This is a genomic window from Streptomyces sp. NPDC003036, assembly GCF_040611175.1.
GTDB lineage: Bacteria > Actinomycetota > Actinomycetes > Streptomycetales > Streptomycetaceae > Streptomyces.
On record NZ_JBEXNO010000028.1, the window covers coordinates 1 to 23989 of the forward strand.

The 23989-nt window shown below is 72.7% G+C and carries 24 protein-coding genes; 15 read left to right on the forward strand and 9 right to left on the reverse strand.

Features of this window, described 5'->3' with window-relative positions; genetic code table 11:
* Positions 1-126: 126 nt before the first annotated feature.
* The gene (locus ABZX67_RS21050) at positions 127-1164 is read right to left on the reverse strand and encodes a LacI family DNA-binding transcriptional regulator (protein WP_355362335.1); all 1038 of its coding nucleotides are present in this window, start codon (positions 1162-1164) and stop codon (positions 127-129) included.
* A gap of 132 nt (positions 1165-1296) precedes the next feature.
* Between ABZX67_RS21050 and ABZX67_RS21055 the strand changes: the two genes are divergently transcribed.
* From ABZX67_RS21055 to ABZX67_RS21105, 11 genes are all read left to right on the forward strand, one after another.
* Positions 1297-2577 carry an MFS transporter gene (locus tag ABZX67_RS21055; protein WP_355362337.1) on the forward strand — a complete coding sequence of 427 codons (1281 nt, stop codon included), beginning with the start codon at positions 1297-1299 and terminating at the stop codon, positions 2575-2577.
* A gap of 9 nt (positions 2578-2586) precedes the next feature.
* On the forward strand, positions 2587-3948 hold the full coding sequence (gene pafA, locus ABZX67_RS21060; protein WP_355362339.1) for a Pup--protein ligase: 1362 nt from the start codon (positions 2587-2589) through the stop codon (positions 3946-3948).
* Between the two features lie 108 nt (positions 3949-4056).
* Positions 4057-4998, forward strand: coding sequence for an FKBP-type peptidyl-prolyl cis-trans isomerase (locus ABZX67_RS21065; RefSeq protein ID WP_355362341.1), 942 nt, complete (start codon positions 4057-4059; stop codon positions 4996-4998).
* A gap of 55 nt (positions 4999-5053) precedes the next feature.
* Positions 5054-5434 carry an FKBP-type peptidyl-prolyl cis-trans isomerase gene (locus tag ABZX67_RS21070; protein WP_355362343.1) on the forward strand — a complete coding sequence of 127 codons (381 nt, stop codon included), beginning with the start codon at positions 5054-5056 and terminating at the stop codon, positions 5432-5434.
* A 154-nt stretch (positions 5435-5588) separates the two neighbouring features.
* On the forward strand, positions 5589-6545 hold the full coding sequence (locus ABZX67_RS21075; RefSeq protein WP_355362345.1) for a WYL domain-containing protein: 957 nt from the start codon (positions 5589-5591) through the stop codon (positions 6543-6545).
* A 16-nt stretch (positions 6546-6561) separates the two neighbouring features.
* A complete protein-coding gene (locus ABZX67_RS21080; protein WP_355362347.1) occupies positions 6562-7527 on the forward strand; it encodes a WYL domain-containing protein in 966 nt (321 codons plus the stop codon).
* A gap of 171 nt (positions 7528-7698) precedes the next feature.
* Complete coding sequence (locus ABZX67_RS21085; protein ID WP_355362349.1) at positions 7699-7935, forward strand: hypothetical protein; 237 nt, start codon at positions 7699-7701, stop codon at positions 7933-7935.
* Between the two features lie 19 nt (positions 7936-7954).
* Complete coding sequence (locus ABZX67_RS21090) at positions 7955-8152, forward strand: hypothetical protein (RefSeq protein WP_355362351.1); 198 nt, start codon at positions 7955-7957, stop codon at positions 8150-8152.
* Between the two features lie 219 nt (positions 8153-8371).
* Positions 8372-8650 carry a Sec-independent protein translocase subunit TatA gene (gene tatA, locus ABZX67_RS21095; RefSeq protein WP_355362353.1) on the forward strand — a complete coding sequence of 93 codons (279 nt, stop codon included), beginning with the start codon at positions 8372-8374 and terminating at the stop codon, positions 8648-8650.
* Positions 8651-8702: 52 nt separating this feature from the next.
* Complete coding sequence (tatC, locus tag ABZX67_RS21100; protein WP_355362354.1) at positions 8703-9656, forward strand: twin-arginine translocase subunit TatC; 954 nt, start codon at positions 8703-8705, stop codon at positions 9654-9656.
* 111 nt (positions 9657-9767) lie between these two features.
* A complete protein-coding gene (locus tag ABZX67_RS21105) occupies positions 9768-12596 on the forward strand; it encodes a DEAD/DEAH box helicase (protein WP_355362356.1) in 2829 nt (942 codons plus the stop codon).
* A gap of 39 nt (positions 12597-12635) precedes the next feature.
* On the opposite strand, the gene ABZX67_RS21110 is transcribed toward ABZX67_RS21105, so the two are convergent.
* Together ABZX67_RS21110 and ABZX67_RS21115 are read right to left on the reverse strand one after the other, a co-directional pair.
* On the reverse strand, positions 12636-13580 hold the full coding sequence (locus ABZX67_RS21110) for an ADP-ribosylglycohydrolase family protein (protein ID WP_355362358.1): 945 nt from the start codon (positions 13578-13580) through the stop codon (positions 12636-12638).
* Positions 13581-13629: 49 nt separating this feature from the next.
* Entirely contained in the window at positions 13630-14589 is a 960-nt protein-coding gene (locus ABZX67_RS21115; protein WP_355362360.1) for a hypothetical protein, read from the reverse strand.
* Positions 14590-14682: 93 nt separating this feature from the next.
* On the opposite strand from ABZX67_RS21115, the gene ABZX67_RS21120 reads away from it, so the two are divergent.
* Positions 14683-15411, forward strand: coding sequence for a MerR family transcriptional regulator (locus ABZX67_RS21120; protein WP_355362362.1), 729 nt, complete (start codon positions 14683-14685; stop codon positions 15409-15411).
* Positions 15412-15643: 232 nt separating this feature from the next.
* Here the strand turns inward: ABZX67_RS21120 and ABZX67_RS21125 are convergent, their stop codons facing one another.
* Positions 15644-16501, reverse strand: coding sequence for a siderophore-interacting protein (locus ABZX67_RS21125; RefSeq protein ID WP_355362364.1), 858 nt, complete (start codon positions 16499-16501; stop codon positions 15644-15646).
* 57 nt (positions 16502-16558) lie between these two features.
* A complete protein-coding gene (locus ABZX67_RS21130) occupies positions 16559-17470 on the reverse strand; it encodes a 5'-3' exonuclease (RefSeq protein WP_355362499.1) in 912 nt (303 codons plus the stop codon).
* Positions 17471-17638: 168 nt separating this feature from the next.
* Between ABZX67_RS21130 and ABZX67_RS21135 the strand changes: the two genes are divergently transcribed.
* Positions 17639-18190 carry a helix-turn-helix domain-containing protein gene (locus ABZX67_RS21135; RefSeq protein WP_355362366.1) on the forward strand — a complete coding sequence of 184 codons (552 nt, stop codon included), beginning with the start codon at positions 17639-17641 and terminating at the stop codon, positions 18188-18190.
* The gene (locus ABZX67_RS21140) at positions 18183-18902 is read left to right on the forward strand and encodes a helical backbone metal receptor (protein WP_355362368.1); all 720 of its coding nucleotides are present in this window, start codon (positions 18183-18185) and stop codon (positions 18900-18902) included. Before ABZX67_RS21135 ends, ABZX67_RS21140 begins: the two co-directional genes overlap by 8 nt.
* On the opposite strand, the gene ABZX67_RS21145 is transcribed toward ABZX67_RS21140, so the two are convergent.
* Positions 18841-19959 (reverse strand): TDT family transporter, encoded by a 1119-nt coding sequence (locus ABZX67_RS21145; RefSeq protein WP_355362370.1) that lies wholly within the window; start codon positions 19957-19959, stop codon positions 18841-18843. The genes ABZX67_RS21140 and ABZX67_RS21145 overlap by 62 nt on opposite strands.
* 70 nt (positions 19960-20029) lie before the next feature.
* Between ABZX67_RS21145 and ABZX67_RS21150 the strand changes: the two genes are divergently transcribed.
* Positions 20030-20935: a LysR family transcriptional regulator gene (locus ABZX67_RS21150; protein ID WP_355362372.1), complete on the forward strand. Its 906-nt coding sequence runs from the start codon at positions 20030-20032 to the stop codon at positions 20933-20935.
* Here ABZX67_RS21150 and ABZX67_RS21155 read toward each other — a convergent pair.
* The 3 genes from ABZX67_RS21155 to ABZX67_RS21165 form a co-directional block, all read right to left on the reverse strand.
* Positions 20932-21615, reverse strand: coding sequence for a gamma-glutamyl-gamma-aminobutyrate hydrolase family protein (locus tag ABZX67_RS21155; protein ID WP_355362374.1), 684 nt, complete (start codon positions 21613-21615; stop codon positions 20932-20934). The two genes, ABZX67_RS21150 and ABZX67_RS21155, sit on opposite strands and share 4 nt — an antisense overlap.
* 12 nt (positions 21616-21627) lie before the next feature.
* The gene (gene eat / locus ABZX67_RS21160) at positions 21628-23076 is read right to left on the reverse strand and encodes an ethanolamine permease (protein WP_355362376.1); all 1449 of its coding nucleotides are present in this window, start codon (positions 23074-23076) and stop codon (positions 21628-21630) included.
* A 141-nt stretch (positions 23077-23217) separates the two neighbouring features.
* Positions 23218-23955 (reverse strand): FCD domain-containing protein, encoded by a 738-nt coding sequence (locus ABZX67_RS21165; protein WP_355362378.1) that lies wholly within the window; start codon positions 23953-23955, stop codon positions 23218-23220.
* Positions 23956-23989: the final 34 nt, after the last annotated feature.

Sequence of the window (23989 nt, forward strand, 5' to 3'; positions counted from 1 at the left end):
CGCGCCCCCCCCCCCCCGCCCCCCCGTGGGCTTGCGGGTTGGGGGGTGTCCCCGGGGTTTCCCTCCCGCCGGGGCCCCCCCCCTCACTGCTCAGGCGGGCCGGGGGCATCCACGCGCCGGGCCCGGCTAGGCGGGCGCGGGGCCCGAGGAGCCGCGGGGCATCAGCGTCACCGGAAGGTCGCCGGGTTCCGGGGAGCGGCCCGTCAGCACGGCCAGGAGCGCTGCCATGCCGCGCTCGCCGATGCGTTCGGCGGGCAGCCGCACCGTAGTGAGCTCGGGCTCCACCGCGGTGGCCAGCGCCAGGTCGTCGAAGCCGGTGACCGACACGTCCTCGGGCACCCGCAGCCCCAGGCGCCGTACCGCCTTGCAGGCGCCCGCCGCCAGGATGTCGTCGTCGCAGACGACGGCCGTGGCGCGGGGCCCCGGTCCGCTCAGCGCCCGCTCGGCCGCCTCGCGGCCGCCCGCGACGCTCAGGGGCGCCGGGACGGTCCGTACGTCGACGTGGGGCACGCCGTGCAGGCGGGAGGCGAGGGCCCGGGCCCGAACGTCGAAGGTCCAGGACGGCACGGCCGACGACAGGTGCAGGAAGCGGCGGTGGCCCAGGTCCAGCAGGTGGTCCAGCACCTGCCGCATGCCGTCGGCGACGTCGAGGTTCACATGGGCGGCCGCGCCCGGGTCGGCCGGGTCGCTGTCGAGCATCACCAGGGGCAGGTCCGTGCCGCGGATCACCCGCAGCGCGTCGGCGGCCATCGAGGAGGCGATGACGCCGTCCAGGGCCGCGCGTGCCGAGGCGAACGGGTCCTTCGCCGGGCCGATGCCCTCGGGCGAGGGGTAGAGGACGACGCCGAAGTCGTGCTCGGCGGCGACGGCGGCCGCGCCGGTGTAGACGCGGGCGAAGAACTCGTTGGTGAGGGCGGGCACCACCAGCAGGGCCGTGCGCGTGCGGCCGAGGCGCAGGTTGCGCGCGGCGAGGTTGGGCCGGTAGCCGAGCTCGTCCGCCGCGTCCCGCACCACGGCGGCGGTCCGCTCCGATACCCGCCCGCGCCACTTGTCGCCGAGCACGAGCGACACGGTGGCCTGCGACACCCCGGCCGCGCGTGCCACGTCCCGGCTGGTGGGCGGGGCCGCGGCCCTGGGTGCGGGGTCCGGGTCCGGGTGGTGCACGCGCGCCTCCGCGTCTCGACGTCTCGACGATCAAGGGCCGCGGGCTGGACCCGCGGAATGCCGTCATGGTACGTATGACGCAGGACGTTATACGTAAAACCTCGGCTCGCCGCCGGGGGAGAGGGGCAGCACATGGCCGCCACGGCCGGCGGATACGCCGACATACTCCGGGCACCCCACGCCCTCCGGCTGCTCGTCGGCACCCTCGTGGGGCGGCTGCCCAACGGCACCGGGCCCATCGCGATCATGGTCTTCACCCGGGCGGAGGGCGGCAGCTACAGCCTCGCCGGCGCCCTCGCCGGCGTGTACGGCCTGGCCAACGCCGTCGGCCAGCCCCTCCTCGGCCGCGCCGTCGACCTCTACGGCCAGCCCCGCGTGCAGCTGCCCGCCGCCGTCGTCTCCGCGCTCGGCATGGCGCTGCTGGTCCTCACCGGAACCGACCCCCTGCCGCTGACGTACGCGGCCGTCGCCGTCGCCGGACTGTTCACCCCGCCCCTGGAAGGCGGACTGCGCGCCCTGTGGCCGAGCGTGCTGGGCCGCGAGGACCGGGTGCACCGGGCGTACGCCATGGACGCGATCGCCCAGGAAGTCATGTTCACCGTCGGTCCGTTGCTCGTCACGTTGCTCGTCGCGCTCTGGTCGCCCTCCGCCGCGCTGCTGGTCATCAACGCCCTCGGCGTCCTGGGCGCCCTCTCCGTCGTCGTCTCCGAGCCGTCCCGCACCTGGCGCTCCGCGCCCCGTGACGCGCACTGGCTGGGCGCCCTGCGCTCGCCCGGGCTGCTCGCGCTGCTCGGGTCCTTCTTCTTCGTCGGGCTCGCCCTGGGCTCGATCACGGTCGCGGCGTACGCGTACGCCGAGGACCACGGCAGCCCGTCGGTGTACGGCTGGCTGATGGCCGCCCTCGGGCTCGGCGCCCTGATCGGCGGCGGGCTGTACGGCGCCCGCCAGTGGGCCGGTGCCCCCGAACGGCGGCTGAGCGCCCTCGTGGCCCTGCTGGCGCTCGGCTATCTGCCGCTGATGCTCACCCCGGGCGTGATTCCCATGACCGCCCTGGCGGCCCTCTCCGGCGTCTTCCTGGCGCCCGCCATCGCCTGCGCCTTCATCGTCGTCGACCGGCACGCGCCGCGCGGCACGGTCACCGAGGCCTTCTCCTGGCTGGTCACCACGTTCGGTGTGGGCGCCGCGGCGGGAACGGCCGTGGCGGGTCCGGCAGTAGAGCTCGCCGGCACGGCCGCGAGTTTCGCCGTCGCCGGCGCCGCCGGATTCGCCGCCCTGCTGGTGCTGCTGGCCACCCAGCGGGTGCTGGCGGTTCCGCCGCGTACGGCACAGCCCGCCGACGATGTCGTGGCGACTTCGGAAAATGATCGAAACGGTGTAGTCGAACCCGGTTTCAGCACAGGCCATCAGGCGTAATGTTCAGTCATGGACCGCCGCATTTTCGGGCTGGAGAACGAGTACGGCGTCACGTGCACGTTCAGGGGACAGCGCCGACTGTCTCCTGACGAAGTGGCGCGCTACCTCTTCCGCCGTGTCGTGTCATGGGGCCGCAGCAGCAACGTCTTCCTGCGGAACGGCGCCCGTCTCTACCTCGACGTGGGATCGCATCCGGAATACGCAACGCCCGAATGCGACAACGTGACCGAACTGGTCACCCACGACAAGGCCGGCGAGCGCATTCTGGAAGGCCTGCTCGTCGACGCAGAACGCCGTCTGCACGAGGAGGGAATCGCGGGCGACGTCTATCTCTTCAAGAACAACACCGACTCGGCGGGAAACTCCTACGGCTGCCACGAGAACTATCTGGTCGCCCGCCACGGAGAGTTCTCCCGGCTCGCGGACATCCTCATTCCGTTCCTGGTGACAAGGCAACTGCTCTGCGGTGCCGGCAAGGTGCTGCAGACCCCGCGCGGCGCCGTGTACTGCGTCAGCCAGCGCGCCGAGCACATCTGGGAGGGCGTCAGCTCCGCCACGACCCGCTCCCGGCCCATCATCAACACCCGCGACGAACCGCACGCCGACGCCGAGCGCTACCGCCGGCTCCACGTCATCGTCGGCGACTCGAACATGTCCGAGACGACCATGCTGCTCAAGGTCGGCGCCACCGACCTCGTCCTGCGCATGATCGAGGCGGGCACGGTCATGCGCGACCTCACCCTGGAGAACCCGATCCGGGCCATCCGCGAGGTCAGCCACGACATCACCGGACAGCGCAAGGTGCGGCTCGCCAGCGGGCGGGAGGCATCCGCCCTGGAGGTCCAGCGCGAGTACTACGACAAGGCGGTCGACTTCGTCGACCGGCGCGGCATCCGCACCGGCACGGTCGCCCAGGTGCTGGAGCTGTGGGGCCGCACCCTCGACGCCATCGAGCAGGAGGACCTCGACCGGATCGACACCGAGATCGACTGGGTCATGAAGTACAAGCTGCTGGAGCGCTACCGGGCCAAGCACAACATGACCATGTCGCACCCGCGGGTCGCCCAGATAGACCTCGCGTACCACGACATCCACCGTCGGCGCGGGCTCTACTACCTGCTGGAGAAGAACGGCCAGGCCGCCCGGATCTGCAACGACGTGAAGATCTTCGAGGGCAAGTCCGTGCCCCCGCAGACCACCCGCGCACGGCTGCGCGGCGACTTCATCCGCCGCGCCCAGGAGCAGCGCCGGGACTTCACGGTCGACTGGGTGCACCTCAAGCTGAACGACCAGGCGCAGCGCACGGTGCTGTGCAAGGACCCCTTCCGGTCGGTCGACGACCGGGTGGAGAAGCTGATCGCCGGGATGTGATCCGGATCCCTCCGGACGAGAACAGGGCCCCGTACGTTTCTCGTGCGGGGCTCTGTCACGCCCTAGAGTGGCGGACGACCACTGTGCCGTCTGAGATCTGAGGAACACGTGCGCCGACTTGCCGGCCTACTCGTCGTCCCGTTGCTGCTGCTGTCCACGGCGGCGTGCGGCGACGACAAGGGCTCCAACGCCTCCGATACCGCCTCGATGAAGAACGGCCTCCCGGCGATCACCGCGGGAGCCAAGTTCGGAGAGAAGCCCACCCTCGCCAAGGGCGAGGGCGACCCGCCCAAGGAGCTCAAGGTCGAGGTCCTCAGCGAGGGCAAGGGCCAGCAGCTCAAGAAGGGCGACCAGGCCCAGGTCCACTACCTCGGGCAGACCTGGGACTCCGACAAGCCCTTCGACAACAGTTTCGACCGCGGCGAGCCCTTCTCCGTGTCCATCGGCGGCGGCGGTGTCATCGAGGGCTGGCAGAAGGCGCTGGACGGCCAGAAGGTCGGCAGCCGCCTGGAGGTGTCGATCCCGCCGGAGCTCGGTTACGGCGCGCAGGGCCAGGGCCAGATCAAGCCGAACTCCACCCTCGTCTTCGTGATGGACATCGTGAAGGCCACGACCTTCATGTCCTCCGCCAAGGGCACCGAGGTCGCGCAGGACAACATCGACCTGCCCAAGGTCGGTACCAACACCGACGGCAAGGCTCCGGCGATCGAGGTGCCGAAGAAGGCCGCGCCGAAGAAGCTGGTCTCGAACTACGTCATCGAGGGCACCGGCCCGGCCGTCAAGCCGAGCGACACGGTCGCCGTGCACTACAAGGGTGTCCTGTGGGACGGCGGCAAGGAGTTCGACAGCAGCTTCTCGAAGGGCGCGCCCATCACCTTCCCGCTGGCCAACGTCATCCCCGGCTGGTCCGAGGGTCTGGCGGGCAAGAAGGTCGGCAGCCGCGTGCTCCTCGTCGTACCGCCGGACAAGGCGTACGGCGACCAGGGTCAGGGACCGATCCCGCCCAAGGCGACGCTCGTCTTCTCGGTGGACATCCTCGGGGTCGTGTGAGCGGGCGTCTGTAAGACTGGCCCTTTGCACATCGCACATCAAGGAGCATGTTTCCGTGAGCATCGACAAGCCCGAGGTCGACTTCCCGGGCGGCGAGCCGCCGGCCGACCTTGAGATCAAGGACGTCTGGGAGGGCGACGGCGAGGTCGCCGAGGCCGGCGACCTCGTCAAGGTCCACTACGTGGGTGTCGCCTTCTCCACCGGCGAGGAGTTCGACGCTTCCTGGAACCGCGGCACCCCGCTGGACTTCCAGCTCGGTGTCGGCCAGGTCATCCAGGGCTGGGACAAGGGCGTGCAGGGCATGAAGGTCGGCGGCCGCCGCCAGCTGATCATCCCCGCGCACCTCGCGTACGGTGACCGCGGTGCCGGTTCCGCCATCGCGCCGGGCGAGACCCTGATCTTCGTCTGCGACCTGGTGGCCGTCCGCAAGCGCTGACGCGTCCCGGCCGTCGGACCGTTCTCGGTCGTACCGGTCGTTCGAGGCCCACGCCGTTTCCGCGGCGTGGGCCTCGGCTTTTGCCGCGACACCCCGGGGCGGTACCGTCATCGCCGAGAGTGTCTCCACGAGCAGAGGTGGGTGCAGGGCGTCGATGGCCATTGCCAAGGCCGAGCGGCTGATGAATCTGGCGCTGTGCCTGCTCGGGACCCGCCGCCCGCTGAGCAAGCGCGAGCTGCGCGGCTCCATCGAGGCGTATCTGGAAGCCGGCTCCGACGACTCCTTCAACCGCATGTTCGAGCGGGACAAGGACGACCTGCGCGAACTGGGCCTGGTCATCGAGACCGTGGAGAACCTCGACGGCGAGACCGGTTACCTCGCCCGCCGCGACTCCAACCGCCTGCCGCCCGTCCAGCTCGACGCGGAGGAGGCCGCCGCGCTCGGCCTCGCCGCCAAGGTGTGGCAGCAGGCCCGCCTCGCCGGCGCCGCCAGCGGCGCCCTGCAGAAGCTGCGCGCCGCGGGCATGCCCGAGACCGAGGACGCCTTCGACGACCGGCACAGCGCCCTCGAACCGCGCATCCCGGTCCACGAGGCCGCGTTCGAGCCGCTCATGCTGGCCTGCCGCGACCGCCGCCCGGTCGTCTTCCAGTACCGCAAGGCCAACGCCGCCCGCCCGGAGACCCGCCAGGTCGAGCCGTGGACGCTGGAGTGCTGGCGCGGCCACTGGTACCTGGCCGGCTGGGACCGCGAGCGCGGCGCCGGGCGCGTCTTCCGCCTCTCCCGGATCACCGGCACGGTCCGCTCCCGGGCCGGTGCCTTCACCGCGCCCGTACCGGACGTCTCGACCGTCCGCGAGACCGTCGAGCGGTGGGCGGGGGAGAGCGCGACCCGCTCCGCGCGGATCCGGCTGCGCGCCGACTGCGGCTACCCGCTGCGCGCCCGCGCCCTGTCCGTGACGGAGCTGGGCGACGGCTGGGACGAGCTGGAGATTCCGTACGGGCACGGCCTGGACGCCTGGCTCGTCGAGTTCGGGCCGGACGTCGTCGTACTGGAACCGGCCGATTTGCGGGCCGACGTGGTGGACCGGCTGCGTGCCGTGGCCAAGGGCTGAGGGGACGTACGAAACGATGGCCACGAACGCGATCGACCAGACCCGGCGGATGCTGTCCCTGGTGACGTACCTGCGTGAGCGCCCCGGCGCGCACGTCGGCGACGTCGCCCGGGCCTTCGGGATCACCGAGGACGAGCTGATCTCGGACCTCGACGTGCTGCCCATGTGCGGGACCAGCTTCCGCGGCGGCGACCTGCTGGACATCGACACCGACGGCGAGCGGATCTGGTGGCACAACCCGGCCGCCCTCGCGGCGGAGGCGGCCGAGCCGCTGCGGCTCGCCGCGGACGAGGCGACCGCGCTGCTGGTCGCGGCGCGGGCCGTCGCCACCCTGCCGGGGCTGCGCGAGGGCGACCGTGAGGCGCTGCTGCGCGCCACCGCGAAGCTGGAGGCGGCGGCCGGTGAGGCGGCGGGTGCGAGCTCCCGCCTCTCGGTGACCTTCGAGTCCGAGGGCGGCGTCTTCGCCGAGGTCGACCGCGCCATCTCGGAGCGGCGCCGGCTGTGGGTGCGGTACTACTCGCCCGCGCGCGACGAGCTCACCGAGCGCGAGGTCGACCCGATCCGGCTCTTCGCCGTCGGCCACACGTACATGGAGGCCTGGTGCCGGCTCTCCGAGGCGCGGCGCACCTTCCGGCTCGACCGGGTGGCCGAGATCCGGATCCTCGACGAGCCGTCGGCGCCGCCGGAGATCGAGCTGCGCGACCTGTCGGAGGGGCTCGTGCAGCCGTCGGCCGACGACCCCGAAGTGGTGATCGAGGTGGGCCCCGGCGGCCGCTGGGTCGCCGAGTACTACCCGCACGACAGCGCCGAGGAGCTGCCCGACGGCGGCTTGCGCATCACCGTGCGCACGCCCGATCCGGCCTCGCTGCGGCGGCTCGCGCTGCGGCTGGGGCGGGACGGGCGGATCGTCTCGCCGTCGGACCTGGCCGAGAGCGCGCGGCGGGCCGCGGCCGAGGCGCTGGCCGCGTACGACGGCGCCTGACGCCTCCTGCGTGAGACGACGGCCGCCGAGAACCGGCCATATGGGAGCCGGCGAGTAGACGGAAAGCCGAGGGGATTGAGCGATATGTCCGCGACGCCCGGAACCGGAGACAGTGTCGGAATCGGATCCGGTGCCGGGGCCGGTGTCGGGGCCGGCGCGGGAACCGGGACCGTGGCCTCGTCACTCGTGCCGGTCCTCTTCAAGGCCGCCTGCTCCGAGTGCCACGCCCGCTGCGAGCTCTCCGCCGGCTCGCTCCGGCTCGCCATCGGCGCCAGCCGCCGTACCACCTTCTACTCCTTCACCTGCCCCGCGTGCGGCTCGGCCGTCCGCAAGCCGGCCGGCGAACGCATCATCGAACTCCTCACCGGGGGCGGCGTGCGGACGCTGCGCCTCCACTCCACCGTCTGACGAGGTCTAGGCTCTGCGCATGTTCTGGCCCATGCTCGCCATCGCCCTCGGTTTCCTCGGCATCGCCGTCCTCGGCGTCCTGGGGATCCGGGTGTTCATCGAGGCCCAGCGCCTCGGCCGTCAAGTGACGCACGCCACTCAGCGGATCAACCGTGCGGCCGAGGACCTGGAACGGGCGGCCACCGATCTGGCCCGTACCGGCGAGACGCTGCGGTGACGCGATAGCGCACGCGGCCTCCTCGCGTCCACTGCCGGAAGGTACGCTGCTGATTGCGACGGATTCCCGATATCCGCCGCAAACGGGAGTACGCACAGGGATTGCCGGGCGTTTACCCGTGCGCGTTACGATCCTGACGGCCGTTGGCTCGGACACCAGTCCGGTTCACCGGTCGGGAGCCCGCCCCAAGCCGCCTCGGTGAGAAGGTAGACAACAGTTATGTTCCGACAGATCGGCCCCCTTGAGATCACTCTCATCGTCCTGGCCATCGTCCTCCTCTTCGGCGCCAAGAAGCTCCCGGAGATGGCCCGTTCGCTCGGCAAGTCGGCCCGCATCCTGAAGAGCGAGGCCAAGGCCATGAAGACGGAGGGGCAGCAGCCCGCCCCGGCCGACCCGCCGGCCGACCAGCCCCCGGCCCAGCGCACCATCAAGGCCGCGCCCGGCGACGTGACGAGCGCCCGCCCGGTCACCGAGCCGTCCGACACCACCCAGCGCTGATCCAAGGCCGCCGGCCGCGCCGACGGCCCGCCGCACGAGATGAGGACGTGGGTTGCTCAAGCCTGCCCGCAGTAAGAAGGAGAAGGACCCCGAGGGGCGGATGCCGCTCGCGGACCACCTGCGCGAGCTCCGCAACCGGCTCGCGAAGGCCATGCTGGCGATCACCATCACGTCCATCGCCGCGGCGTTCTACAGCCAGGAGTTGATGGACTTCCTCTCGTCACCGGTCGAACGGTGCCCGAAGGGAGTCATGGAGACCGGTGGCACGTGCGCCACCATCGTCTACAACGACCTGCTGTCCCCGTTCACGACCACGGTCAAGGTCGTCCTGATGGCGGGCATCGTCCTGTCCTGCCCCGTCTGGCTCTACCAGCTGTGGGCCTTCGTCGCGCCCGGCCTCCACAAGAGCGAGAAGAAGTACACGTACTACTTCGCCGCCGCCGCGGTCCCGCTCTTCGCCGCCGGCGTCTACGTCGCGTACCTGATCATGCCGGTGAGCATGAGCGTGCTGCTCAGCATCACGCCGGACCCCGCGGCCAACCTGCTCGAAGTCGACAAGATCCTGGACTTCACGGTCCGGATGGTCCTGATCTTCGGCTTCTCCTTCGAGCTGCCGGTGCTGCTGATCATGCTCAATGCCGCCGGGATCGTCACCGGACGGCGCATGGCCGGCTGGTGGCGCGGTGTGATCATGGGCATCTTCGTCTTCGGCGCGATCGCCACCCCGTCCACGGACCCGCTCGGCATGATCGCCCTTTCCGGGCCCATCATCCTGCTGTACTTCCTCGCCGTCGGCATCGCCCTCCTCAACGACAAGCGGCGACGGCGCAACGACCCGGACGCCGAGCTGGACGACGACGAGGCCGCCCCGGTCGACCTCACCCCGGCCCCGATCGGCGAGGTGGAAGCCGTGTCGTCCGCGCGTGCCGCCCTGCCCGAGCAGGCCACCGGTGAGTCCGGCGGCTCCCGTCCGCAGCGGCTGAACGGCTACGACGACATCACCTGAGGCGCGGCGCGGCGACGTTCCGCGGTCATCCCCTCGCCGCGCGTGGTGTTGTGCAAGGCAGATTAAAGATCGAGCTGACTGTCAGTGCCGACGGGTACGCTCGATAACAAGATGACCCAAGAAGACCTCACACCCGCGGAGGCGTACGCGGCGGCCCGGCGCCGCGCCGCCGAGCAGGCGACCGCGCTCGCCCCCTTCCGGGACCTGTACGACTTCGAGCTGGACCCGTTCCAGATCGAGGCCTGCCGTGCCCTGGAGGACGGCAAGGGCGTACTGGTCGCGGCCCCCACCGGCTCCGGCAAGACCATCGTCGGTGAGTTCGCCGTGCACCTCGCCCTGGAGCAGGGGCGCAAGTGCTTCTACACCACGCCGATCAAGGCGCTGTCCAACCAGAAGTACGCCGACCTCGTCAAACGCTACGGCCCCGAGAAGGTCGGCCTGCTCACCGGCGACAACAGCGTCAACTCCGAGGCGCCGGTGGTCGTGATGACCACCGAGGTCCTGCGGAACATGCTGTACGCGGGCTCCCAGTCGCTGCGCGGCCTCGGATATGTGGTCATGGACGAGGTGCACTACCTCTCCGACCGGTTCCGCGGCGCCGTGTGGGAGGAAGTGATCATCCACCTCCCGGACTCGGTGACGCTCGTGTCGCTCTCGGCGACCGTGTCCAACGCCGAGGAGTTCGGCGACTGGCTGGACACCGTCCGCGGCGACACCGAGGTGATCGTCTCCGAGAGCCGCCCCGTCCCCCTGTGGCAGCACGTGCTGGCCGGGCGCCGGATGTACGACCTCTTCGAGGAGGAGACCGACCACGGCGGCCGCGGCTCCGCGCGGCGCGAGGTCAACCCCGACCTGCTGCGCCTGGCCCGCATGGAGAACTCCCGCCCGTTCAACGGCCGTGACCGGCGGCGCGGCAGGATGAGCGAGGCCGACCGGGAGCGCGAGCGCCGCCAGCGCTCGCGGATCTGGACACCCGGACGACCCGAGGTGATCGAGCGGCTCGACGCCGAAGGGCTGCTGCCCGCCATCACCTTCATCTTCAGCCGGGCCGGCTGCGAGGCCGCCGTACAGCAGTGCCTGTACGCGGGGCTGCGCCTCAACGACGAGGAGTCGCGCCGGCGGGTGCGGGAGATCGTCGAGGAGCGCACCGCGTCCATCCCGACGGAGGACCTGCACGTCCTCGGGTACTACGAATGGCTCGAAGGCCTGGAGCGGGGCATCGCCGCGCACCACGCCGGCATGCTGCCGACCTTCAAGGAGGTCGTAGAGGAGCTCTTCGTACGGGGCCTGGTCAAGGCGGTGTTCGCCACGGAGACGCTCGCCCTGGGCATCAACATGCCCGCGCGGTCGGTGGTGCTGGAGAAGCTCGTCAAGTGGAACGGCGAACAGCACGCCGACATCACACCGGGCGAGTACACCCAGCTGACCGGGCGCGCCGGGCGGCGCGGCATCGACATCGAGGGCCACGCCGTCGTGCTCTGGCAGCGCGGCATGGACCCCGAGTACCTGGCGGGCCTCGCCGGCACGCGCACGTACCCGCTGCGCTCCAGCTTCAAGCCGTCGTACAACATGGCGGTGAACCTGGTCGACCAGTTCGGGCGGCACCGCTCGCGCGAGCTGCTGGAGACGTCGTTCGCGCAGTTCCAGGCGGACAAGTCGGTGGTCGGCATCTCCCGGCAGGTCCAGCGCAACGAGGAGGGGCTCGAGGGCTACCGCGAGGGCATGACCTGCCACCTCGGGGACTTCGAGGAGTACGCGCGGCTGCGCCGCGAACTCAAGGACCGCGAGACCGAACTGGCCAAGCAGGGCGCGGCGCAGCGGCGCGCGGCGGCCGCCTCCTCGCTGGAGAAGCTCAAGCCCGGTGACGTCATCCACGTGCCGACCGGCAAGTTCGCCGGGCTGGCGCTGGTCCTGGACCCCGGTCTGCCGGCCGGCCGGTCCAACGGGCACCGCGGCTTCGAGCACGCCGACGGGCCGCGCCCGCTGGTGCTCACCGCCGAACGGCAGGTCAAGCGGCTCGCCGCCATCGACTTCCCGGTGCCGGTGGAGCCTCTGGAGCGGATGCGCATCCCGCGCACCTTCAACCCCCGCTCCCCGCAGTCGCGGCGCGACCTCGCGTCCGCGCTGCGCACCAAGGCCGGGCACATCGTCCCGGACCGGCAGCGCAAGCAGCGCTCCGCGGCGGCCGACGACCGCGAGATCGCCCGGCTGCGCAAGGCCCTGCGCGCGCACCCCTGCCACGGGTGCGACGAGCGCGAGGACCACGCCCGGTGGGCGGAGCGGTACCACCGCCTCCAGCGGGACACGCGCCAGCTGGAGCGGCGCATCGAGGGCCGGACGAACACCATCGCCCGCACCTTCGACCGGATCGTCGCGCTGCTGACCGAGATGGACTACCTCCGCGCCGACGAGGTCACCGAGAACGGCAAGCGGCTCGCCCGCCTCTACGGCGAACTGGACCTGCTGGCCAGCGAATGCCTGCGCGAGCGCGTCTGGGAGGGCCTCAACCCGGCCGAACTGGCCGCCTGCGTCTCGGCGTTGGTGTACGAGTCCCGGCAGTCGGACGACGCCGTCGCACCGAAGCTGCCGACGGGCCGCAGCAAGGCCGCGCTCGGCGAGATGGTCCGGATCTGGGGCCGCCTGGACGCCTTGGAGGAGGAGTTCAGGATCAACCAGACGGAGGGCGTCGGTCAGCGCGAGCCGGACCTCGGCTTCGCCTGGGCGGCCCACCAGTGGGCCTCCGGCAGCGGTCTCGACGAGGTGCTGCGTGAGACGGAGATGCCGGCCGGCGACTTCGTCCGCTGGTGCAAGCAGGTGATCGACGTCCTCGGCCAGATCGCGGCCGCGGCCCCGCGGGAGGACAGCACGGTCGCCAAGAGCGCGCGCAAGGCGGTCGACGGACTGCTGCGGGGCGTGGTGGCGTACAGCTCGGTGGGCTGACGGCGTCTCACCCCCTGTGCAGGCGAGGGCCCGGCCGGATCATTCCGGCCGGGCCCTCGCCTTGCCGCTGAGGCGCTCGGCCAGGGCGGCGAGTTCGGGGGCGCGCAGGACACGGTCGCCGTGGCCCGGGAGAGGGACGTGCAACGGTGACGTCCAGCGCGCCGGAATCGCGGCCGCGCCGTACACGGCGCCGGCCAGCGCGCCCGTCACGGCCGCGACCGTGTCCGTGTCGCCACCCAGATCGATCGCCGCCGCCAGGGCATCCTCGAAGGAGCCGGTCACGCGCAGGGCCCAGAGCGCCGAGCCCAGGCAGGGCCAGACCGCGCCGTTGAACTCGCTGGCGTGGTCCGGATGCCAGCCGGGCGCGAGGACGGTCGCCCACCGTGCCCGGTGGTCCGCGTGCACGGCGGCGAGGGTGTCCGGTACCGCCGCTACGGGGTCGGCGCCGTCCAGCGCCACGCGGATCAGCTCGTGCAGCACGGCCGTGCCCTCCCATGCGGCCCGGTCGCCGTGCGTGAGCGCCGCGATCCGCCGGGCGGCCGCCATGGTGCCGGTGCGCCCGGCGCCCGCGAAGTACACCGCGGAGGTGGCGGCCCGCATGAGAGAACCGTTGCCCGCGGCGCGCCCGTTGAGCCGGAAGTGCAGGGCGGCCGCCAGGTCCCACGGCTCGCCGTTGGTCAGGACGTCCTCCGTCTGGAGCCCGATGTCCTTGGGCTCGCCCGCCGCCCAGCGCCGGAACCGGTCGAAGATGTCCGGCAGGTCGAGGTCGCCGCGCTCCAGCAGCGACTCGCCCACCAGCACCGCCATCTGTGTGTCGTCGGTGGCCTCGCCCGGGTCCCAGCCGCCGCCCCCGCACATCTCGCCGACGCCGTCAGGGAACCGGGCGCGGTACACGCCCGGGAGCCCGAACTCGAAGGGCGCGCCGAGGGCGTCGCCGACGGCGGAGCCCAGGACGGTGCCGGTGACGCGGTCGAGGTGGCGCATGCGTCCAGGCTAGGGCGTGTTGTGTCGCTCGGGCCGAAGAAGAGGACGGTCAGGTCACGCGCTCCAGCCGCGCGGGGGTCGGACGCGGGCATCGAGCCGGGGTACGCAGCGCCATCCAGCCGCCGGCCGCGGTGAGTAGCGCGATGACACCCGCGGCGGTGAGCGTCATGCCGTCCGGGTGGACCAGCGGCTGGCCGCGCAAGGCCTGCCAGGTGACCAGGGCGAAGACCGCCGCGTGCGCGGCCGATGCCACGAGCACCAGTCGCAGGCGTACGCGTGCGTCGCGCAGCAGGACGAACCGGGGGGCCAGGGCGAGGAGGACGAGCAGGAAGAGCGGGAGCAGCTGGAGCGCGTGCATGCCGACGAAGTGCGGGATGCGCAGGTCGCCGCCGGTCGTCGACCAGCCGGTGAGGGGCATGCCCGGGCCTCCGTCCGGTACGCCGACGCTGTGCGCGCCGACCACCTCGGAGACGCCTGGCACCTGCTCCGGTGCGGGCCGGGACATGCGGAAGCCGAGTCCGGCGCCCGCCAGGGCCAGCACCGCCCCGAGCCTGATGGCCCAGGCGGACGCCCTGTCCGCGAGCCGCGCGCGGAACAGCAGGACGGCGATGACGAGCGTCGCGGCCCACAGCACGACGACGGTGCCGGCCATGGCGTCGTACAGGGCACTGTCGAAGGGCGTGCCCTGGTTGAAGTGGCTGCGCTCTCCGCGGGCCGCCTGGAAGGTGATGATCGCCATCTCGACGGCGCACGCCACGGCGACGACCGTCCCCGCCCACCAACCAGTGCGCCGGAGGCCGGGCAGCAGCGACAGCATCCACGCCAGGGACAGGCAGTACGCGATGAACGAGGTCGCGAACTTGAACGGCTTGGCCCAGACCGGCGCACCGGCCAGGACCCGCTCGTCCACGACCAGTCCCACGGCCGCGACACAAGCGAGGAGCGCCATGGCGGCGGAGAAGAGGAGCAGGGGCCGGTGCAGGGATGACAGCCGGTGCGAGAAGGACATGAGAACCCCCCAATTTATGGCTAGCGGCGCTATCCGCTATCCGATAGCGAGACTATCTATGATGAGAGTCGTCGAAGCAAGGGGTGAAGCGGCATGCGCGTAGGTGAGTTGAGCCGACGAACCGGGGTGTCGGTCCCGACGATCAAGTACTACGTACGGGAAGGACTGCTTCCGGCCGGGCGGCTGACCAGCCCCAATCAGGCGTCCTACGACGAGACGCACGAGCGTCGGCTCCGCTTGGTCCGGGCCCTGATCGACGTGGGCGGGATGTCGGTGGCGGCCCTGCGCGAGGTGCTCGATGCGATCGACGACACGGAGCAGCCGGTGCACAAGGTGCTGGGCGAGGCGACCCACCGCCTCGCGGCGAAGAGCGGCGGCGAGGTGGACCCGGAGCTGGAGGCGGCCCGCGAGACGGCGCAGGAGTTGGTGGCGGAGCGCGGGTGGCGCGTCGGGGACGACAACCCCGGGCTGGACGTGCTCGCCGGAGCCCTGGCCGCACTACGGCGCGTGGGGCACGCGGGCTTCCTCCAGCAGAACCTGGACACCTACGCGGACGCGGCGGAGCGCGTCGCCGCGGTGGACCTCGCGTACGTCGCGGGGGGCGTCAAGCGGGAGGACCTGGTGGAGAGCGCGGTGATCGGGACGGTGCTGGGGGAGGCGGTGTTCGCGGCGCTGCGACGGTTGGCGCATGTGGACGCGTCGGCGCGGCGGTACGGGGAGGGGGAGGACGCGGGGGTGGGGGCAAAGGCGCCTGCGGCGGGCTCTTCCCCCACCCCGCCCCTTCCCGAGACCGGGGCTCCGCCCCGGACCCGGCGGGGCTGACGCCCCGTGCCAGGCGGCCTGGCGGCCGGCGACCAACCTGCCTCCGGCTGCGCCCGGGGCGGCAGGGCTGCTTTCGATCGGCGCCCGGGCCCTTCGGGGCCGCGCACCCGGCCGGGCGGGCCCTCGAAGGGTCGCGTCCCGCATTCAGGGGCCCGCCCTCACGGTTCCGTCGGCCTCCGGCCATCGCCTGAGCAGCGAGCCATTGCGGATGGGCCGTCGCGGAGAGCCAGTGTCAGGCGGCCGCCGGGTCCGCCGGGGATTCCTGTTCGCGTTCCACCTGGGCGTTCCAGTCGCGCTTGATCGCGCGCCAGGCCTCGTCCGTCTGGCCCAGGCGCCAGTAGCCCGAGATCGAGAGGCGTTCGCGGGGGATCTGGCGGTCCAGGCGGAGGTGGCGGCGGAGGTCCTTGACGAAGCCCGCTTCGCCGTGGACGAAGGCGTGGACGTCGCCGGGCGGGAAGTCCAGGTCCCGGACCGCGGTGAGGAGCGCCTCGCCGACCGGGCGGCCCGTGCGGTGGAACCAGCGGAGCTCCACGCCGGGCGGGGCCGCGATCTTCTGCTCGTCGTCGGGGGACTCGACCTCCACGAAGGCGTGCCCCACGGCGCCCTCCGGCAGCCGCTCCAGCGACGCGGCGATCGCCGGCAGCGCGCTCTCGTCGCCCACGAGCAGGTGCCAGTCGGCCGCCGGGTCCGGCGCGTACCCGCCGCCCGGGCCGAGGAAGCGAATCGTTTCGCCGACCTGGGCCGAGGCCGCCCAGGGCCCGGCGAGGCCCTCGTCGCCGTGAACGACGAAGTCGACGGTCAGCTCGCGCTCGGCGGCGTCCCACGCCCGTACCGTGTACGTACGGGTCGTCGGCCACTGCTCGCGGGGGAACTCCTCCCGGATGCGGTCCATGTCGAACGGCTCCGGGTAGGTCACACCCGGAGCCGGGAAGAGCAGCTTGATGTAGTGGTCGGTGAACTCGTCCGCGCGGAAATCGGACAGCCCCTCACCGCCGAGGACGACCCGCACCATGTGCGGTGTGAGCCGCTCGGTGCGAACGACACGAGCTTCGCGGGCCTTCGGTGCCTTGCGAGCAGGCTGCTGCGCCACGGTGGTCTCCCCGTCTCTCCCCGAATATGGTTGCTTAGGCTTACCTAAGCTAACACCTCACCCCCGCAGCACGGAGAGCAAACGGTCGAGCGAGCCGCCCAGGCCCCACCGCGCCGCCAGCCCGTCCAGCACCTCCGGATCCAGCGGCGCCGCCGGCAGCGCGGGGTCGAACCGCGGCAGCGGCACGTCGTCGGCGACCCGCACCACCTTCGGCGCGACCGCCACGTACTCCCGCGACTCGTCCAGCCGCCTGCGCTGCGCCGGCGACAGCTTCGACGCCGGATCGTCGACCGCCGCCATGATCCCGGCGAGGTCCCCGTACGCCGCCAGGAGCTTCGCGGCGGTCTTCTCCCCGATCCCCGGCACCCCCGGCAGCCCGTCGCTCGGGTCCCCGCGCAGCAGCGCCAGATCGGCGTACCCCCGCCCGTCCACGCCGTACTTCGACCGCAGCCAGTCCTCGTCCGTCACCTGGAGGCTGCCGACGCCCTTGAGCGGATACAGCACCCGCACGCCCCGGGCGTCGTCCACCAACTGGTACAGGTCACGGTCCCCGGTGACGATGTCCACCGGCCCCGCCGCCCGCGCCGTGAGCGTGCCGATCACGTCGTCCGCCTCGTACCCCGCGACGCCGACCCGGGCGATGCCCACCGCGTCCAGCACCGCCTCGATCACCGGCACCTGCGGCGACAGCGTGTCCGGGATCTCCTCCTCGTCCGGGCCCGCCCCCGAGGGGGCCTCCTCCGCCACCCGGTGCGCCTTGTACGACGGGATCAGCTCCACCCGCCAGTGCGGGCGCCAGTCCGCGTCCATGCACGCCACCAGCTCGTCCGGCCGGTGGTCCTGGACCAGCCGGGCGATGAAGTCCAGCAGCCCGCGCACGGCGTTGACCGGCGTGCCGTCCGGCGCCTTCACGGAGTCCGGGACCCCGAAATAGGCGCGGAAGTACAGGGAGGCGGTGTCGAGGAGCATCAGGCGTCGCGTCACACCACCGATCATGCACCACCCCACTGACAGCCGGTCGTCGCGTCGGTGACGAGCTGCACGGGAGGCCCGCCGTATCGCGCCTTTCCCTCCCGTTGCGCTACTCGGTGGTACCGCCGCTGCGTAAGGTGGTCGGAGAGGGAGGGAGCCGTAGAGATGGACGACAAGGAGACGCTTCGCGTGGGCGCGGCCGTCCGCCGGAGGCGAAGAGCGCTCTCGCTCACCCTCGCCGCGGTGGCCGAGCGCAGTGGACTGTCCGTGCCGTTTCTCAGCCAGATCGAGAACGAGCGCGCCCGGCCCAGCACCCGCTCCCTGGAGCGGGTCGCGGACGCACTGGAGACGACGGCCGTGGAGCTGCTCTACGCGGCCGACTCGACGCGCACCGTCGACGTCGTACGGGCCGACGACGCCTCCGGCGTGCCCGGCGTACGGCCCCTGGTGCGCGGCGAGCACCAGATGCACGCCGACGAGTTCACCGGCGAGCACGACGCCGGACGGGAGCTCGTCCTGCGCAACGACGCCCTGCTGTACGTCGCCGACGGCGCGGCCCAGGTCGAGGCCGAGGGCCGCGCCTACCGGCTCGAACGCGGCGACACGCTGTACCTCTCCGGTGGCGTGCGCCACCGCTGGCGCGCCGCCGGGCCCGCCACCCGCATCCTGGTCGTCGCCGTCGCCGAGCACATGGGGACGGCGCCGCGCGATGGCTGAGCGCCCGCGTGTCGTCTCCCTGGTGCCCTCCCTGACCGAGACCGTCGCCGCCACGGTGCCCGGCCTGCTCGTCGGCGCCACGGACTGGTGCACTCACCCGTCCGGGCTTGACGTCACCCGTATCGGCGGTACCAAGAACCCGGACGTGGACGCCATCACCGCCCTGCGCCCCGACCTCGTCCTCGCCAACGAGGAGGAGAACCGCGCCCCCGACCTCGCCGCGCTGCGCGCCGCCGGACCGGAGGTGCTGGTGACGGAGGTGCGCACCCTGGAGCAGGCGTTCGCGGAGCTGGACCGCGTCCTGCGGGCCTGCGGGGTACGGACGCGGCCGCGCTGGCTCGACGAGGCCGAGGCCGCCTGGGCCGGGCTCACCCCGCCGCACCCGTACCGCCGGGCCGTCGTGCCCATCTGGCGCCGCCCCTGGATGGTGCTGGGCCGCGACACCTTCGCGGGCGACCTGCTGGCCCGCCTCGGTGTGGCCAACGTGTACGCGGACCACGCCGAGCGCTACCCGCGCGTCCCGCTCGACGAGCTGCGCGCCTCCGGCGCCGACCTGGTGGTGCTGCCGGACGAGCCGTACCGCTTCACGGCGGACGACGGGCCCGAGGCGTTCGAGGGGATCCCCGCCGCGCTCGTCGACGGACGCCATCTCACGTGGTACGGGCCGTCACTGGCGACGGCACCGGCGGCGCTGCGAGCAGCGCTCCGCTGATCAGCCCCTGTACGGTCCGCACCGCGGCCACCAGCCAGACCGCCACCAGGAGCGCGTACAGCCCCACCGCCAGCCACAGCAGCGGCGTGAGCCCGGTGTGGCGGGCCAGCCCCTCCGCCCCGGTCACGCACACCCCGACGGGGAACGTCAGCGCCCACCACGTCATCGCGAAACCCATGCCCTTCCGGTGGGCCCGCACCACCAGCGCGCCGGCCAGTACCAGCCACAGCAGGGAGAAGCCCATGACGGGCACGCCGTACAGGACCGCCAGCGTCGTCCCGTAGGGAAGGTGCGGTGCGGCGTCGGCGAAGTTGTTCGCGGCCGTCGTGGACTGGCCCAGCGGGCCGAGGACCAGGAAGAGCGTCGGGGTCAGGGCGAGCGGCAGCGGCCCGCCCGTCATCAGCCGCCCGAAGACCAGCGGAAGCATCAGCAGCACCGCGAGCAGGCTCAGCCCGAACAGCCCGTAGCAGGTGAGCAGCAGCGTCCCCTGCCACTGCCCCGCCGGCAGATGCGGGACGAGGAGGGGGCCCTGCGCGGCGGACACCATGGGCGCCACGACCGGCAGCAGCCACACCGGCGACGCCGCCTCTATCCGGTGGTGCACCACCATCAGGTACGGGACGGTCACCGCGACCGCCACGCCGAGCGCCGTGCCCACGGTGAACAGCACCCCGTCCAGGGCGAGGGCCGCGTCCAGCCCGATCCAGTCCCTGCCGACGGTCAGGGCGCCCCCGCCCACCGAGACCAGGGCCATGGCCACACACCCGTAGAACGGCGCCATGGCCGGGTCCAGCAGATGCGCCAGGGCCTGGTCGCGGTGGTGCGCCCAGTGCAGCGTCCGCGCCACGAGGAGCACGGCGAGCGTCAGCAGGGACAGGGCCCAGACGGCGGTGCAGGCGGTGTGCAGGCCGGGCACCCGGACGGGCAGGGCGGCGCCCGCGCCGGCGACGATCGCGGTACCCATCACCGTCGCGTACCAGTTGGGTCCGAGGTGGCGGACCGCCAGGGTGCGGGGGACGCGGGGGAGGGGGGTGTACTGCGCGAGCGTTGTTGCCATATCCCCACCCTGACCTGCGCTGATGCCCGCCACCAGAAATCTTGTTCCTATGACCCCATAAACTGAGGTTATGAGCCTGTCGCATCGCGTCCCCGACCTCGGAGCCCTCGAACTGCTGCTCGCCGTCGCCCGGCACGGCAGCCTGGGCCGGGCCGCGCGCGAGGTGGGCATCACGCAGCCGGCCGCCAGCAGCCGGATCCGCTCCATGGAGCGGCAGCTCGGCGTCGCCCTGGTGGACCGCTCGCCGCGCGGCTCGCGGCTCACCGACGCGGGCGCGCTCGTCACCGACTGGGCGCGGCGGGTGGTGGAGGCGGCGGAGGCGTTCGACGTGGGCGCGCAGGCGCTGCGGGACCGGCGCGACTCCCGCCTCCGGGTCGCCGCGTCCATGACCATCGCGGAGTACCTGCTGCCCGGGTGGCTCATCGCGCTGCGCGCCGAGCGCCCCGACACGGCCGTCTCGCTCCAGGCGGGCAACTCGGCGACCGTCGCCGCCTGCCTGCTCGCGGGCGAGGCGGACCTCGGGTACGTCGAGGGCCTCGCGGTGCCGGACGGCCTGGACGCGGTGGTCGTCGCGCACGACCGGCTCGTGGTGGTCGCGGCGCCCTCGCACCGCTGGGCCCGCCGCCGCGGCCCCGTCACCCCGGCGGAGCTGGCGGCGACCCCCCTGGTGCTGCGCGAGTACGGCTCCGGCACCCGTCAGGTGCTGGACGCCGCCCTCGCCGACCACGGCGGCCTCGCGGACCCGCTGCTGGAGCTGGCCTCCACCACGGCCGTCAAGGCGGCGGCCGTGACCGGCGCGGGCCCGGCGGTCCTCAGCGAGCTCGCGGTCACCGAGGAGCTCGCCTCCCGCCGCCTGGTGGAGGTCCCGGTCGAGGGCGTCCACCTCCACCGCGCCCTGCGCGCGGTCTGGCCGACGGGCCCGCTCCCGACGGGCCCGGCCCGCGACCTGCTCTCGCTGGCGCGGGGTACCGGCTAGCCGGCGGACGCCGCGGCCACCAGCCCCTCCACCACCCGCAGGTCGGCGTCCATCTCGGGGTGCCACTGCACGCCCAGGGCCCAGCGCATGCCCGGCAGCTCCACCGCCTCCACCGTGCCGTCCTCCGCGTGCGCCGAAGCGGTCAGGCCGCTGCCGAGCCGGTCCACCGCCTGGTGGTGGTACGTCGGGACCGTCACCGCCTCCGGGACCAGCGAGGCGTACCGCGTGCCCGGGACCGGCTTCACCGTGTGGGCGGCGAAGACGCCGACGCCGCCGGTGTGGCCGTCCAGGTGCTGCACCAGCGTGCCGCCGAGGGCCACGTTGAGCAGCTGCATGCCGCGGCAGACGCCCAGCAGCGGCGTGCCCGTCGCGAGGGCCGCGTCGATCAGCGCGAGCTCCCAGGAGTCCCGCTCCGCGGCCGCCGGGCCCGTACGGGGGTCGCGCTCGGCGCCGTACCGTGCGGGGTCGACGTCGGCGCCGCCCGCGACGACCAGGCCGTCCAGGCGGGCCACCACCTCCGCGGCCGTGGCGGGCGCGTCCGGCGGGAGCATCGCGGCGATGCCGCCCGCCGCCTGGACCAGGCGCGGGTACGTCTCCGGCAGCAGCGCCGCCGGCATGTCCCATACGCCCCACCGGGCGCGGTCCAGGTAGGTGGTGAGGCCGATGAGCGGCTTCGGCACGGCTGGTTCCTCTCAGTTGCGTTCGAGCTCGGCTTCGGCCGCCGCCAGCGCCGCGAACTCCTCCTCGGGCGCGCTCGCGACGAGACGGTGCCGACTGTAGAAGGCGAAGTACGCGAGGGCGACGACGTACACCCCCAGCGCGATGAGTGCCGCGTCCACGTCCACCAGAAACGTCGCCACCAGCGCGGACAGCGCGAGGACGAGCGCGACGGACGACGTCAGGACCCCGCCCGGCGTGCGGTAGGGGCGCGGCAGGTCCGGCTCCCGGCGCCGCAGCACGATGTGGGACAGCGCCATGAGGGCGTAGGAGATGGTGGCGCCGAAAACCGCGATGTTCAGCATCCGCGCGCCGTCGCCGGTCCCGGCCGCCAGCGCGAAGCCGATCGCACCCGGGATCAGCAGGCCCAGGTACGGCGACCTGCGGCGGCTGGTCAGCGACAGGAAGCGGGGCAGGTAGCCCGCGCGGGACAGGGCGAACAGCTGGCGCGAGCCCGCGTAGATGAGCGAGAAGAACGACGCCACCAGGCCCGCGAGGCCCGCGTAGTTGACGAACCGGCTCAGCGGGGTCGGGCCGCCGTCCCCCTGGAGCGCGACGACGAGCGGATTGCCCGCGTCCTGGATGGCCGCCGAGCCCCGCGCCCCCGTGGCCGCGAAGAACGTCAGCACGGCGAGCAGCACCAGCACCATCATCGACAGGGACAGCGCACGCGGCATGGACCGCACCGGGTCCTTGGCCTCCTCGGCGGCCAGCGGCACGCCCTCCACGCCCAGGAAGAACCACATCCCGAAGGGGAAGGCCGCCCAGATGCCGAGCAGGCCGAAGGGCAGCCAGGAACTCGCCCCGAAGGCCGATCCGTCCACCGGGATGTCGTCCAGCCCGTCGGCACGGAACTCCGTGAAGGCGCCGGCCGCGAAGATCAGCAGCGCCGCCACCGCGATCGCCGTCACGATCAGGCTGAAGCGCAGCGCCTCGCCCACTCCCCACAGGTGGATGCCGATGAAGACGACGAAGCAGGCCAGGTACACCGGCCAGCCGGACTCCAGGCCGAACAGGCCGAGCGATTCGACGTAGTCGCCGATGAAGATGGAGATGGCGGCCGGGGCGAGGACGTACTCGATGAGGATGGCCGTCCCGGTCAGGAAGCCGCCCCAGGTGCCGAGCGCGCGGCGCGCGAAGCCGTAGCCGCCTCCCGCGGCGGGGAGGATGGCGGACAGTTCGGCGAGCGCGTACACCAGGCAGGCGTACATCACGCCCATCAGGAGGGTGGCGATCGCGAGCCCGCCGAAACCGCCCTCCGCCAGGCCGATGTTCCAGCCGGAGAAGTCTCCCGAGACGACGTAGCCGACCCCGAGGCCGGTGAGCAGCAGCCAGCCCGCGCTGCCCTGCCGCAGGGCCCGGCGCTTGAGGTAGTCGTCGGAGCCGGCCGCTCCGGGGGTGTCCTTGGTTTCTTCCAGCGTCATGGCAGCGTGCTCCCGCATCGGTCGGGGCCCAATGGAATGGACCCATACCTTTGCGGTGGCCGGCAGGGGAGCGCAACCCCCGTGCGTTACGTTCCGGTTACGCCGGACCCGGGACCGTCGGGCCCAGGGCCGGACACCGGCTCACGCCAGGAAGCCGCGCAGCAGCGCCGCCGTCCCCGCGCAGTGCTCCCGCATCACCTCGCGCGCCGCGTCCGGGTCCCCCTCCAGCACCGCCTCCACCAGCGCGGTGTGCTGGTGCTGGGAGTGCTCCAGGTTCCGCACCAGCAGCGGGATGCAGTCCAGCAGGTCGTTCACCGTCGCCCGGACCGCCGCGTACTGCGCCGTCAGCGTCGGCGACCCCGACAGCTCCGCCAGCGTGAGGTGCAGCAGCGTGTCCTGGCGCCGGTAGTCCTCCAGCGGTGCGTCGTGCGTCGCCCGCAGCGCCGTACGCAGCCGCTCCGCGCCCTCCTCGGAGAGCCCGTGCGCGGCGCACAGCCCGGCCGCGCCCACCTCCAGCACCTCGCGGAAGCGCAGCGTGTCCTCGACGTCGACGACGGCGACGCGGCGGCGCAGCTCCTCCTCGCCCTGGTCGCCGGGCGCGCGGTCGCGGCGCAGCACAAACGTTCCGCCATAGCGGCCGCGCCGGCTCTCCACGAGCCCCTGCTCCTGGAGGACCTTCAGCACCTCGCGCAGGGTGACCCGGCTGATGCCCATCCGCTCGGCCAGCTCCCGCTCGGCGGGCAGGCGCTCGCCGCCGGGCACCAGGCCGAGCCGGACGACCTGGAGGATCTGCTCCAGCGCCTCCTCGAAGCCGTTGCCCGCCCGCACCGGGCGCAGGACCGGTGTGAGCCGGTCCTCCGGTCCGCTCTTCTTCGCCACCTAGCGGTTTCCCCTTCCCAAGCAATGGTCTCCG